Source organism: Paenibacillus sp. MSJ-34 (assembly GCF_018918005.1).
Lineage (GTDB): Bacteria > Bacillota > Bacilli > Paenibacillales > Paenibacillaceae > MSJ-34.
Genome location: NZ_JAHLPR010000018.1, coordinates 29058 through 43524, shown reverse-complemented (window position 1 = coordinate 43524; position 14467 = coordinate 29058). Strand labels below are relative to the sequence as shown.

Here is a 14467-nt window from a genome sequence, read left to right as displayed (position 1 = left end):
AGAAAAAGACAGCCTAAGGCTGCCTTTAACGTTAATAGATTTTCTGCTCAAAATATCCATAGTGCACCTTCAATGCTATTTGATAAAGACAGGTTAAAAGCTTCGGTAATTGATAAAACTCCTATTTTAAAATTAAACAACTTTAGGTACGAGAGTTCATTTAACATTCATTTATTGCATTGATTTAAGAATAGCTCAATTAACTCTTAAAGTATGTAGACCTCCTGGCTATTTGTATCAATTAATTTCCAATTAACAAAAAATATCCATTTGGCATTTTAAATATTGTTACTCCATATACAGAAGAATGTCATTAAGAAAACTTTCCACAATATCACTCTTGGGTACGGTCCAGTACATGTCGTAAAGAATTTGAGCAACCTCTGCACGAGTGATCTTTCCCTTAGGATTCAAATATTCGTTCTTCTCAATGTCAACCACTCCTGTGTTGTATCCCCAGAGAATCATGTCTCGCATCTTGGGGTCAATTTTGTCCCAGTCCTTAATATGGCTGCTTTCAACCTTCTCATTTGCCATTTGGGTGTTATCTCCAAATGTCAAAGCATAAATTACCTGCTCCCTTGTGGCTGGAATGCTCCAATTTTTGCTTGTAGGAGCTGCTTTGGAAATAACGAAGCCATACTTCTGTGCAAACATTACATAGTTCTTTGCCCAATATGTGGGGTCTCCAGCAATCTTCTGTCCAAGACCGTTAGCAAGAATCTTAGTCAGCTCATCCAGAGCTATCGGCTTGTCAGGCTTGAAAGTTCCGTCAGCATATACATTAATTAGTCCACCGTCAACCACAGCATTAATGGCATCATAGTATGGAGAGTCCTTGGAAACGTCAGGAAATGTGCTTTTCTTTACATTCTTTACGCTGTCAAACTCCCACTCATAAACTCCAGACTTCACCATCTTCATATAGTCCAGAGAGATGGTCTTGCCCTTAACTGTTACACCATCAGTACCGCCCTTAACCTGCTTCACGCCATATGGCATGTTAAAAGTTGCTTTAAGAACCAAACCTTCAATGTCTTGAGCAATTAGGTCATAAAGCGTCATGCCCTGCATTGATTGGTCGGTAATGTCCTTAAACTCAGGGAAAATATGGTTAGGTTTCATGTCAGTGCTATATTGTTCCCACAATTTAAGATTTAACTTTAATCCATTATGAATTGGAGTTAAATTAACTGGTCCCATTTCTCGAGATATGCTAGCAACAGCTCCTGACCAGTTAATTTCCTCAGGGTTTACATATGCATCTTCCCATGTTTCAGCAAGATATTCCCTTCCTCCATATTTTAGCAAGTGATGCTTATTTTTTTTACTTGTAAAATCACTTGGAGTTTTGCCAAGCTTATCAAAGATTTCTTTTAATGCACCTGTTTCAGAAACGACTCTACCAGATCCATCTGAGCTTATATTTACAGTTGTATTATTATAGATGCAACCGGTTAGCAACAGTGGAAAAGCAACAATAACAAACATAATGGATAGAATTCTAATTTTCATAATTATACTTCCTTTCGCAATAAAATTTACCCATTCACATATTTTTATTAAATAATTAATTTTTTATCTTGCTATTTCATTAGACTAGCTTGCCAGCTTCCCAAATTTTCTTTAGGTTATCAACCTTCTCACGATTCATGAAATTTCAAGGCATTGCCTCATAAATTGTCTTTAGGTTTTCAACTGAAAACGAATGTCAAAAGCTTCACGATACAGCTGAGCCTAGTCCACCATAGATCAGTTGCCAGACCTAAATCCCAACAATAAAGTAGCTGCCAGCAAAGCAATAGGTTCATTGTCACGCTCTAGATCACAAATAAAATGCATACATGCTTTGCTTCCTATTTGTAACAGCATTGTGCATCTCTACTGCATTCTTTCCAGCAGTATGTACCTCTGTCAATAGAGTAGACACATCAAACCGAGAAAATTATGACGCAAACCGGTACATACGTTCGAATTCATTGGGCGTATGGTACCCTATGGACGAGTGAATCCTTTTTCCATTGTAGAAGCATGTAATTTTTCGAGTAATTTTTCGAGCTTGTTCTCGCGTTTTGAACTTTTTTGAGTAGATCAGTTCCTTCTTGATCACACTGTGAAAAGACTCAATGCACGCATTATCATAACAGTTTCCTTTGCGGCTCATGCTGCCCTTCATGTTGTATTCCTTTAACCGAGCTTTGTAGTCATGGGAGGCATACTGGCTGCCGCGGTCAGAGTGATGTAGGATCCCTTGTGGCTTTCCTTGTTGCATGTAGGCGCGCTCCAAGGCTTTTAACACGAGATCCTTGATCATGCGCTCGTCCATATGAAACCCGACGATTTTGCGGCTGTAAAGGTCCATGACGCTTGCGAGATACAACCAGCCTTCATCGGTTGGGACATAAGTAATGTCAGTAACCCAGGTCTTATTGGGAGCGAGTACCTGAAACCGTTGATTCAACTCATTCTCAAACACCGCAAAGTTGTGTTTAGAGTTCGTTGTAGCCTTGTACTTCTTTACGATCCGGGATATAAGGCCTAGCTCCTTCATGATTCGGGCTACGGTCTTCTCAGAGACCTTAGTTCCTTGCTTTTGGAGTACTTTGTGGATCTTGGGGCTTCCGTAGAGACGACGGCTATCTAAGAAAATTCGCCGTATGCGCCGCTCCAGCTTCTTCCGGCGCTTCTCGCGTTTGCTCTCCTTTCGATTGGTCCACTTGTAATAACCGCTTCTGGATACTTCCAGGGTCTCGCACAACTTCGCGACACGGCACTCGAAGCGATGATCATAGATGAATGAATAGATCAGCACCGGTCTTTGGCAAAGTAGTGCATGGCCTTTTTAGGATATCGTTCTCCTCTTCTAGGTCGCGGATTCGTTTCTGGAGGTCACGCATGGCCTTATCCTCCGGCTTCAGTTGTCCACTGCCGGGGAAGGCTTGGCTCCCGTCTTGTTTACACTCTGCAATCCAGCGGTAGATCGTATTTTCATGCAAGCCCATTTCGCGGGCTACTTGCGCCACCGTCTTACCTTCTTCTTGGATGAGTCGAACAGTTTGCATTTTGAATTCCTTGTCGTACTTTTTTGTCATGTCGGACACCTCAAATTAAGATATTTTTATTCTATCTCATTCTCGGTTCTCCGTGTCCACTATTAAGTCTAGCATCAAATTAGACTCCATGACCGGCGCCGCTGCGATATTTATTCTTGTACATTGAAACATTGATACGGGAATAGCCGCTTTCATTCCAGCAATAGTTGATGGTTGCTCACAGGTTATACTCCACCCCAAAGAGAACGTTAAGTTTATCCAAGCTTTTTTTGATGTGATGTGGGATCATTCCAATCCACGCTCCTGCGTAAGGAGTGACGTCAATCACTGTTTTTCCGTCTTCTCGTTGTCGATTTCAATCCACGCTCCTGCGTAAGGAGCGACCTTGGACGATGCCGATCGATTGATCGACGTAACATTTCAATCCACGCTCCTGCGTAAGGAGCGACCCAATGCTTCTCGACATATTTCGTATTTTAATTTATTTCAATCCACGCTCCTGCGTAAGGAGCGACTGAGTAAACCGGTTGACTGATACTATTTTAGCGATTTCAATCCACGCTCCTGCGTAAGGAGCGACAAACGTGGCGGCTGCTTTGGTGGTGTGCTGCTAGAATTTCAATCCACGCTCCTGCGTAAGGAGCGACCTATCGGTCGAAATCTATAAGCGTTGGGGATTTATTTCAATCCACGCTCCTGCGTAAGGAGCGACGCCTGATCGGAGTCGGGAAACTTCTGACGTGAGCGAATTTCAATCCACGCTCCTGCGTAAGGAGCGACGTACCCAAAATCAAGACAACTACAGAGCCGCAATTTCAATCCACGCTCCTGCGTAAGGAGCGACTACGACGTTGTACCTTCATTCCCGTTTCTTCGGAATTTCAATCCACGCTCCTGCGTAAGGAGCGACGACAAGCTCACTCATTCCGCTTCACTCTCCCTCATTTCAATCCACGCTCCTGCGTAAGGAGCGACGTACTCAACCGTTCCGGGACAATTAAAAAATCCGCTATTTCAATCCACGCTCCTGCGTAAGGAGCGACATAAAACTCTTACTTTTGAAAATACCATGAAAATTATTTCAATCCACGCTCCTGCGTAAGGAGCGACGCCAGTTTGCCGGTTATCTCTGGCGTTGCCGATATTTCAATCCACGCTCCTGCGTAAGGAGCGACATAACCGGGGATATAGCGGCCATCGACGGTTAGATTTCAATCCACGCTCCTGCGTAAGGAGCGACGAGAGTCATTGAGCGAGACGACGACCTTATTCGATTTCAATCCACGCTCCTGCGTAAGGAGCGACGATGTTTGCCAGCATGTGAGGATGCTTGGGGTGTTATTTCAATCCACGCTCCTGCGTAAGGAGCGACGGTTAGCCATTCGCGAATCTTCGCTGGGTCGCCGATTTCAATCCACGCTCCTGCGTAAGGAGCGACCTTTCTCGACTGCTGTGATCTTCTTAGCCGAATAATTTCAATCCACGCTCCTGCGTAAGGAGCGACGATAAAGCAAAGCGGAATTTCCGAGAGAAGTTCATTTCAATCCACGCTCCTGCGTAAGGAGCGACCGGCGTATTCGCCGGAGATTGGGAAAAAGCATGATTTCAATCCACGCTCCTGCGTAAGGAGCGACCTCTCAGAGAGCATTCGAAATGTGTTCAGCAGTATATGATTTCAATCCACGCTCCTGCGTAAGGAGCGACTTTAAAATCCCTTTACCCAGAGAAGGAGGGAAAAATTTCAATCCACGCTCCTGCGTAAGGAGCGACCCACCCTACAAATCGGCAAGGAGGCATGGTGCATATTTCAATCCACGCTCCTGCGTAAGGAGCGACCGCTTCCAGCGCTGCTCGCGCTTCGGCAGCTTTATTTCAATCCACGCTCCTGCGTAAGGAGCGACGATATCGATCATTTCTTTCACTCTCCTATAGGGGAATTTCAATCCACGCTCCTGCGTAAGGAGCGACGCGAGTCGAGCTGATCGGCTGGCAGGATCTTGAGCGATTTCAATCCACGCTCCTGCGTAAGGAGCGACAATATTCCACTTGCTCAACAATCGCAACACTCCGGGATTTCAATCCACGCTCCTGCGTAAGGAGCGACGGCGATTAACACCGTCTTTAGGGCCATCGAATCATTTCAATCCACGCTCCTGCGTAAGGAGCGACGGGACGCTCGTCGGCGTAGACGGTTCGTTTAGCGATTTCAATCCACGCTCCTGCGTAAGGAGCGACCCGGTAAAGCTGGAAGTTAGAGCAAGCGAAGGTATTTCAATCCACGCTCCTGCGTAAGGAGCGACGGCTGCTTACTGCGATGCCGTTGCCCGGCATAAAATTTCAATCCACGCTCCTGCGTAAGGAGCGACCTCGTCGCCCAACATCCGTGGGTAAAGGACGTATTTCAATCCACGCTCCTGCGTAAGGAGCGACTCAGGGCTTGGCAAATAATTCACGACACATTGAAAATTTCAATCCACGCTCCTGCGTAAGGAGCGACGCCTGCGCCTCTTCCTTTTTAATCTTAAATAGAAAATTTCAATCCACGCTCCTGCGTAAGGAGCGACACGTTTGGGATAGGTAATGTATGGATGGAAGATGATTTCAATCCACGCTCCTGCGTAAGGAGCGACTCCGACCTATTTCGAGCCTTACAGGACAAGGTCTGCGGGGCCCAAAAGTGCGAATCAATTTCCACTTCCCTTTTCCTTCCATGAAAAACCAACTTAAAATGCAACAAATGCAGGCCGGAAGCGAAGTGCGAATCCCCCGGGGATTTTATGTGAGCTTGGGGTTCGCACCGCATTATTTTTCTCGCTTCGCAAATGCTACCATAACCTTCCACATATCTAAAGTATAGTCTTTTGCTTTAATCCTATCAAGGAAAGCTTGCATGTTTGCACTAGAACTGACCGTGACGGATTGCGAGGAACTCAATTGGTTAAGAATGAATCAGACAACACTGTGCCAGCGGGAAGATAAGCGGCATAATGGACATTTCAGAAATCCCTGCTGTGAATTTGCACATAAATCCGGTATGCATTTGCAAATTGTCGTACTCCATGTGAATGGGTGGATTGAAATCGTATCGGCGGTAAATCTCTATCAACCTGTTGGCGCAGGTTTCGTGATGTGCGGGTATTCATTTTTCCAGAAACCGATACCTTTGCCGCACATGGCAGCCCAGTTTTTGATTCAAAATTAAAGCGTTTTCTTGGAAGGAGTTGGGTATATCGATGTGGAATTATATCGAAATACCTGTTTTTTTGTAAATTTCCCAAGGGCTTATTCACTAGAATCATCAGGGTCATCATGGGAATTGTTCTAAAAACACGGAATTAGAAACTTTGGGAGGGGAAAGAATGGCTAAAGAATCATTGACTCCGGAAAAACGTAAACAAAAGCTGGTTGAAAACATTCAATCGAACTACCGGCAGGTTGAACAATCAATCGTGAATCAACTTTATATGAAGCATGATTTGCATGGAACAAGCATTGGTTCCGCACGTGAGGACATTTGGCGACAACTGTTTGAAATGATTGTCCCAAAGAAATTCGTCATCGAGTATTCCGTCTTTATTATTGATTCGGAGGGGCGGGTCTCCAATGAGGTTGATTTGGCCATACTCGATGAAACGTATACCCCCTATATTTTTCGCTACGGACGCTTGAAGTTTATCCCGATCGAAGCAGTTGCTGTCGTAGTGGAATGCAAAAGTCAAAGTCTGAACAAAGATGGAATCACAAATTGGTACAATAATATAGAACCTTTAAAAACTGCAAATAATTCCATTGCAAGAATAGCAGGCCAAATTGCTATTGGCGCTGTTTCGACACAGCAATCCACGCATCCCATTCGCATTTTGTGCGCGCTGAAGGCGGAGATTAGTCCGGACATAGAAAACAATTTTGATTTTACATTAGTCGCCGTAAAAGACGATAAAACCGAATCGGGTCGTATCGAAATTAAAATCAATGCAGATAGCAATCTGATGGAATGGTTTATGAAGCTTAATTTTCATAACGTCCAAAAGTCCGCAGAAGAAATAATAAACGCAACTGACTTAAAGGCCATCACGCTAAAAGAATATGAGGTTCGAGACGAGAATGACACCCCGGTGTCGCTTCTTACGTTCAACTTCCAGTTAAACCAACTATTAATGCTGATCAACAATCCGATATTGTTCCCGCACCGCGCATACGCTAACCTTTTTGATACTGGGAGGAAGGATTCCTGATGGGAGAATATGTTGTTGCCATATCCATAGATAAAGTACAGGCGTTTTTATATTATATGCTGCAAGCGCAGGTTCAGGAAAACCAAACGAATAGCGGCACGCTCAGGGACATTGTGAAATCCTCGAATTTGATATCCAAACAGCTTTACCTTGATATTGGACTTGAAGGCGACGGAGCGTTCAGCGGCCACATTACTGATCGACTATTGGTATGCTCCGGTATGTGCATATTTACTGCTTCGCTTGAAGAACATCAGATCTTGACGAAGCTGGATCGATTGTTCAAAACATACTATGAGATGTCTACAGGACAGCTTTTAGTGAAGTATGTTTGCTTCGAGAAGGAGATTTCGAGAGATCAAGACAAGTTGGAGGCAATCAAAGAAAGCAAACACCGTCTTAGGCAACAGGACTGCCTGAACCGTATCATCGATCGGCATCGAGCATTGCTTTTTCAGTTTTGCAGCGTCCCGGTATATGACCCACTTAAACAATCGATTGTATCTGATCAAGAATACGAGGCGTTCTCCCCTACGATTAACGCACTTTATTCAGAGGAAAATGCTGACAACGACAATCATTTTCGCATCGCTGTAATTAAAGCCGATTTGGACGGTATGGGCGCTTTGTTTGAACGAATCGAACAGTACACGGAATATGAAGCGGTAAGCAATTTGTTGTCCCGATTCATTTGTTTGAATTCCTTGCATGAGAAGACGCGGGAATATCAGAACAAGGATGCCGGCTTCAAGCTTTATCCGCTTTATATGGCCGGCGACGATATCTTCTTTGCGGTGGCCGCATCCCGACTTTTGGACGGCGTGAACTTATGCAAAGATATTCTGCGACAATTAAATGATGAGATAACAAAATGGAGTAAAGCCCACGACACAGAGCTTGCCCCGCTTTCCATGAGCGTAGGAATCGATTTTACCTTTAATCGTGAGCCGATCCGGTATTATTATGAACGGGTGCAGCATCAGGTGGATTGCGCTAAAGCGGCCCCTTCGTTGCAAAAGGGCGGTGCCGCGGTAAAAGCATCTTGTGTGAAGGTATGTGTAAACGAATATGTATTCTATGATTTTGATATGCCCAAAAAAGATAAGGATCATTACGAAGATATACCGAAATGGCGTTACTTTATCCATGATGTGAAGCGTTTGAAGGGAGCCATGCAACAAGGCTTTGCAGCTTACCACTTTTTTTATGGTCTGCTCAATAAGATTACCGATCGCACGATCTGCAGCAGCAATATCAAGTACAGCAATGCCGTGCTTTATCATGTATTGCCGCAACATTTAAATAGCCAGAATAAAGAGCTGAGAGAGTTTGAATTATTAAACATCGAATCGATCCTGAAGCAGTTCCTTGTCAAAAAACAGGTGCACGGCAGTGTTAAGAAACCACAATCGAAAAACAAAAAGCCGGAATACGAATTATGTTTTGGGGCTAAAGCTCAACGCAACCGGCTAGAAAAGTACGTTCGCCTGCTGCTGTTATTTTCCGATCAGCGCTTTGGGGTTACTGGAAGCGAAGTAACGATCAAAGAATTTGTATTTGATAAGAAGAGAGTAAGAAGCACTCTGTTTAATAAAACGTTGCGATATTTGTATGACCATAACCTACACGGTACTGTTCGTGGTTTTCGCGAAATTTTTGTGAAGCGGGAATCATACGAAGGCCCAAATGGATCTAGAAGGCCGGTTCAAGTTTATCGGACGTTGCGCATTTCCAGTTCCATGTTTCACCGCTTGAAAAAAACGGACAAAATCGACATAGAAAAGACGGCTGGCATGATCCAAACCGTAAATCAAAAAACAAAAGAAGAAACTGGGAAGTTGGAGACGGAAAGGAAAGAAGAAAAGAAAGCGCCGCCGGGTTTGTTTTTTGACAAAGAAGCTTTTTGCCGCATTGCACATCGAACAAATTTATGGACTAAGGACTATATAGACACTCTGCTTATTTTTTACCAATTTAATGAGTTATCCATTCAGTACAAAAGTTTATATCCAAGCGATAAACAAAACGCATCGGGAGGGATAAGAAAATGAGCGTAGATACGATTCATTTGAAAGTGACAACGCTTTCCAATCTATTTATCGGAGGTTCTCCGGCAACATTCGAGATAGGCGGCGTCGACCTGTTTACGGTAACAGATTATAACGGCAAACCTTATATTCCCGCTTCTTCATTCAAGGGAAGCCTCCGAAAGATTGTACGGGATTTGGCGCGATCTGACTCAGACAGCGCAAATGCGAAGTTGATCGGTCAAGCCTATAGGGAATATTTGCGCGATTTGCTACAAGAAAACATGGAACGACTTGGACGCTTGGAGGTTGAGAACGAACGAATCAGCAGGATGAAGGAGCGCTATGAGAAAGAAATAGAGTCTGCTTCTGCGGAATGCCTGTTTGGTATGGAAGGCTTTAATCACACGCCTAAGCTCATTTTTAACGATTTTCAACTTTTAGATAGTAATCATGATCCATTCTCTGTTGACTCGAAAAATACGATAGAATACTATGGAGCGCCGGAAGACCCCAAAATATCTGCCAAACCTCGCACTTATCAGACAGTGCGTCCCGGTGTGGAGTTTGCAGGCGAGATTCATTTCTACATGATCGACAAATTAACAGTGTCTCTTGATGTCATTAAACAATTTATAGAACATGCCATCCGCCAGTTTAATACAGGAATATACCGTCTAGGCAATTCCGGAAGCCGCGGTTACGGCAAAATACAGGTAGAGGTCATCCGGAGGAGTGATCAATTTGACTGATATTGTGACGTATAAGATAGAGATGTCGTTAACAGGCCGACTTACTCAGCTTCCCGATTCTCAGAGAATATTCGGAGCGTTGATCTATATGTGTGCCGAACAGTATTCTTCAGAGCAAGCAACGGTGTTGGTTTCAAAAATTAGAGATGGAGAGTTTTATTTTGCCTTGTCCAATATGCTGCCTCGTGATTATTTACCGGTGCCTCAAGCTTTTTTGCTGGATCAATTGGCTGCTCTTAATGACAAGATGAAACGCAAGCAGATCTATCAAGCGGTAAAAAAGCGCTCCTTTGCTAAATTGGAGCAAATCAACGAATTGTTATCGAACCCAGTCCATGCCGAACGTCTTTACCCATATGCGTTTATACAGTCTTCGCAACAAATTCATGCATCCATCGATAGCGTTAGGTATGATATGCCGGGGCTTGATCCCAATGTGTATTCTGTACCGGAAGTTACCGTTTTGGAAATGAAGGCTGGGGCAGAACCCGAAATCGTCACCGAATTTTCATTTTACATTTCCGCGGATAAGTGTGCCGAGAGCTCTGAACTGCTAGATGCTTTACATTATTCGAAGGAAAACAAAAAACGGTTTTTTCTGGGGGCACGTGCATCGCAAGGTTTAAATACGTTTGTGGTGAAAAACATACAATCCGGGCCATGGAGTATGGATGAGAAAACGCGCGCTTATTTGAATCTGGGAATGCTTCTACCCGAAAACATTGATTTCAATCAATCGTCTCTAAAGCTTTTTACCTCCGAACGGCGCCCATACGATTCTTCGAGAGGGTGGGAAAAAGGGTTCTCCCGCAAATTTATCAGTTTCATTGATGCTGGCAGTATTGTTTACTTGCCAAACGGTCGGAAAGAAGCGGGGCGCTCTATTCCCTCTCCCTTTCAATCGCGAGACATTGTTTTTGGAAATGCGTTTCTATTGCCAATTCACTCCGATAGGGGGTTACAACATGACGGCACTTCGTAAATTTAAGTATCGGTTAAAAACGTGCTCGACGCTGGCCTTGTCTCCGCGGGATCACCATGGTTTTTATCAGTCAGCAGGCGATTTTGCGATTGAAGATATGGTGGCTGATTCTGATCTGGACAAGTCCAGAGTCAACATCATTTATCCATTTTACCAATATGGTACTTATTCCCGATATGAGCCTCAGCGGACAACATACTATATCCCGGGCTCGTCGATTAAAGGCGCTCTTGCCGTCCAACGTTCGGAAACGGGCTTGCCCAGGTTGCAGGTGGACGATATCAGGATTGAAAGCGAAGATCTTAGATTATACCATTTGTATAAGGTGCAGAACCAAGAGTCCGCCAAAATCGATGTATTCTTTCCCAATGTCGCTGTTGAAATGCTTAACGCTGATTCGTTATATTCGGGTGAACTGTTTTGCGATCGAGAGCCTGACCGCTACTTTCGGGAAGCGCAGCAAACTACAAGAAGCAAGCTTCATCAGTTGATCCAAAAAATTGACAATATATATGATCAGATAATAGATGAAAAAAGCCGCAGCATCTTAAGTGCACTGCGACAAAACACTCATGATCTACTGGACGGACTGGGAGGCGTTAACAATAGTGCTTTTACGTTATTACTTGGTGGCTATAAGGGGCTTGTACTTTCTGTTGAATTGAACAATACTGATTATCATAGTGCAATTTATCTTGACATGAAGAAGAAGCTGCCTCATGGTCTGGTTCAAGTAATGTTGGAGTAGACGCTGCAATGCATAATCCAGCTCCTTTTTCACTATCGTATTTGCCATTGCTGATCCGATTGCAATGTTGTGAATCAGTACGGTTGCCCCCATATCTCGGTTCTACACTTCACGGTGTTGTGGGATGGAAATTATCTACCTACTCCGAGGCTTATCGATATATCTTTGAAAATCGTCGTTATGGGGGAAGAAAGCAGGATATAGTCAACCCTTATATTATGGAACCGCCGAGATATCAAGCGATTTACCTTCAGGGAGATATGCTTAGCTTTCGATTCATCCTGTTAGGCAAAGCTGCGAATTACATAAAAGATGTGGTGGAAGCTTTGGCCGGCACCGCATGGTTTGAGATCGGGGCCGAAAGAAAAAGGTTTCAGCTTGTGGACATTTTGCAAGCAGAGCGGCTGGAGCCGGTTTGGCGTCGCGGCACGTTGAATATGGAAGCGGCAACTTCCGAAATGCTTACAGTCCGGGAGCAAGAAGGAATTTCCAGATGCTCGATTCACTTGCTAACGCCGCTGCGCATACGACGCGGCGGGGAGCAGTTGAGGGAAATCGATTTTCCGACGATCATTCGCAGCATCACAAGAAGGGTGACCGCGCTAACGGAGCGTTACGGCGGGCACGTATCTCCTGATGCGATATCGTCTGTATCCCAATTGTCCGCCTCGGTTCACACCACTTCTTCCGGTTTATATTGGAGCGAGATGAGCCGGTATTCCAATAGACGAAATGTAAAAATGGATTTAAGCGGCTTATTAGGGGCTATGACGTTTGAAGGAGATATGTCACACTTTGTTCCGTGGTTACATGCCTCACGCATATTGCATATCGGCCGAAACGTTACATTTGGTTGCGGTCAACTTGATGTTGTATTTGGATAAGCAGAGACTACTAAAAATTATAGGTGTACATATTTTTAAATCGTGGTGCGAACCCCAAGCGAACATAAAATCCCTGGCAGGTCCGCCCCCCGCGTCCCACATGGTTTTTCAGCAAATTAGATGGGAATTAAGGGCCATTTGTAGTACTCAAAAAGGTTATTTCAATCCACGCTCCTACGTGAGGAGCGACGTCAACGATACGGTTGCCAAGTATTTTGAGTTGGATTTCAATCCACGCTCCTACGTGAGGAGCGACCAATACGGATCGGAGGTTATTCGCGAGGTGGTCATTTCAATCCACGCTCCTACGTGAGGAGCGACGATATACGCCCACGCACGGCACTACCGCAAGTGGCATTTCAATCCACGCTCCTACGTGAGGAGCGACGGACATATTGCGTTGTACTACGACGGGGCGGAAGATTTCAATCCACGCTCCTACGTGAGGAGCGACGTAAGGGTGAAGGATACAGAGCATTGGGACTTAATTATTTCAATCCACGCTCCTACGTGAGGAGCGACCCCGGTACCCAGTGAGCTCGGAATCCGTATTCGATATTTCAATCCACGCTCCTACGTGAGGAGCGACATTATTAAGGCACTCCATGAAGGCGTGCTCGTAATTTCAATCCACGCTCCTACGTGAGGAGCGACGACTTATTTTTTTTCGATAATTCGCAATAATAATCATTTCAATCCACGCTCCTACGTGAGGAGCGACCGTGGATCGACTTATCGTCGTGGACCCCGAAAGGATTTCAATCCACGCTCCTACGTGAGGAGCGACACGGAAATGCAAAATGTAAGGATTGGGAAGGCAAAATTTCAATCCACGCTCCTACGTGAGGAGCGACTCTTTCATCTGTCCTGCACCTCACTTGGTAGACTTCATTTCAATCCACGCTCCTACGTGAGGAGCGACTTTCAGCGGCTCGCCAAGTGTTTTGACGTCCTCATTTCAATCCACGCTCCTACGTGAGGAGCGACTTGGGTTGTTTTATCGTAGCTGTCACCACGAATATTTCAATCCACGCTCCTACGTGAGGAGCGACGGTCACCGTATCCCTCCTTTCAAGCTTGTCCGGGATTTCAATCCACGCTCCTACGTGAGGAGCGACAAGAGCAGCCTTTTTCCGCGGCGGAAGTTCAGCATTTCAATCCACGCTCCTACGTGAGGAGCGACATGATCGGGCGCGACCGGCGCAGAGAAACGGCGGTATTTCAATCCACGCTCCTACGTGAGGAGCGACCTCACATGAGGTGCAAGCCAACGATTACAACCCATTTCAATCCACGCTCCTACGTGAGGAGCGACGGGACAATCCTAGCTTATTGGAGGGATCATCATATTTCAATCCACGCTCCTACGTGAGGAGCGACTTATTATAATCCTACCGCAAGACATTCGCAACATTATTTCAATCCACGCTCCTACGTGAGGAGCGACTCGTTCCTTCTATTTCATCTTTTAGTGTTTCTATTTCAATCCACGCTCCTACGTGAGGAGCGACGTTAGCCATTCGGGCTTTGCATCATTTGGTAAAATTTCAATCCACGCTCCTACGTGAGGAGCGACTGAATGTTCAGCCATTCGCTCATCTATGTACGCGCATTTCAATCCACGCTCCTACGTGAGGAGCGACCGCTTTTTCTCTTCCAGCAAAGCGCCATATGATTATTTCAATCCACGCTCCTACGTGAGGAGCGACGGGGGATCGTACAAGAAGCTTCTAAGAGCCTCCATTTCAATCCACGCTCCTACGTGAGGAGCGACCACCTGCTTCAG

9 protein-coding genes and 2 CRISPR repeat arrays (1 of these 11 running past the window's edge) are annotated in these 14467 nt (G+C 45.0%); of the genes, 7 read left to right on the top strand and 2 right to left on the bottom strand.

The features are described from left to right. Positions 1-288: 288 nt before the first annotated feature. Complete coding sequence (locus KQI79_RS10905) at positions 289-1515, bottom strand: S-layer homology domain-containing protein (RefSeq protein ID WP_216538262.1); 1227 nt, start codon at positions 1513-1515, stop codon at positions 289-291. A 430-nt stretch (positions 1516-1945) separates the two neighbouring features. Continuing rightward, positions 1946-3092 (bottom strand): IS3 family transposase gene (locus KQI79_RS10900; RefSeq protein ID WP_253298086.1). Its coding sequence is split into 2 segments (ribosomal slippage): positions 1946-2837 and positions 2836-3092, totalling 1149 coding nucleotides; the frame shifts between segments, so codons are not numbered across the junction. Positions 3093-3340: 248 nt separating this feature from the next. Then, positions 3341-5683: direct repeats of the CRISPR family, unit length 32 nt; unit sequence ATTTCAATCCACGCTCCTGCGTAAGGAGCGAC. A gap of 260 nt (positions 5684-5943) precedes the next feature. Here KQI79_RS10900 and KQI79_RS10895 point away from each other — a divergent pair. The 7 genes from KQI79_RS10895 to cas6 all read left to right on the top strand — a co-directional run bounded on the left by KQI79_RS10895 (position 5944) and on the right by cas6 (position 12681). Then, positions 5944-6255 (top strand): hypothetical protein, encoded by a 312-nt coding sequence (locus tag KQI79_RS10895; RefSeq protein WP_216538261.1) that lies wholly within the window; start codon positions 5944-5946, stop codon positions 6253-6255. 157 nt (positions 6256-6412) lie between these two features. After that, positions 6413-7288: a DUF6602 domain-containing protein gene (locus KQI79_RS10890; RefSeq protein ID WP_253298085.1), complete on the top strand. Its 876-nt coding sequence runs from the start codon at positions 6413-6415 to the stop codon at positions 7286-7288. Next, entirely contained in the window at positions 7288-9339 is a 2052-nt protein-coding gene (locus KQI79_RS10885; protein WP_216538260.1) for a Cas10/Cmr2 second palm domain-containing protein, read from the top strand. The genes KQI79_RS10890 and KQI79_RS10885 overlap by 1 nt, the downstream gene beginning before the upstream one ends. Then, positions 9336-10067, top strand: coding sequence for an RAMP superfamily CRISPR-associated protein (locus KQI79_RS10880; RefSeq protein ID WP_216538259.1), 732 nt, complete (start codon positions 9336-9338; stop codon positions 10065-10067). Before KQI79_RS10885 ends, KQI79_RS10880 begins: the two co-directional genes overlap by 4 nt. After that, the gene (locus tag KQI79_RS10875; protein ID WP_216538258.1) at positions 10060-11049 is read left to right on the top strand and encodes a hypothetical protein; all 990 of its coding nucleotides are present in this window, start codon (positions 10060-10062) and stop codon (positions 11047-11049) included. The genes KQI79_RS10880 and KQI79_RS10875 overlap by 8 nt, the downstream gene beginning before the upstream one ends. Continuing rightward, positions 11033-11797, top strand: a complete 765-nt coding sequence (locus tag KQI79_RS10870; protein WP_216538257.1) for a hypothetical protein — start codon at positions 11033-11035, stop codon at positions 11795-11797. Before KQI79_RS10875 ends, KQI79_RS10870 begins: the two co-directional genes overlap by 17 nt. A gap of 8 nt (positions 11798-11805) precedes the next feature. Beyond that, positions 11806-12681: a CRISPR system precrRNA processing endoribonuclease RAMP protein Cas6 gene (gene cas6 / locus KQI79_RS10865; RefSeq protein WP_216538256.1), complete on the top strand. Its 876-nt coding sequence runs from the start codon at positions 11806-11808 to the stop codon at positions 12679-12681. 158 nt (positions 12682-12839) lie between these two features. After that, positions 12840-14467: direct repeats of the CRISPR family, unit length 32 nt; unit sequence ATTTCAATCCACGCTCCTACGTGAGGAGCGAC (it continues 714 nt past the right edge of the window).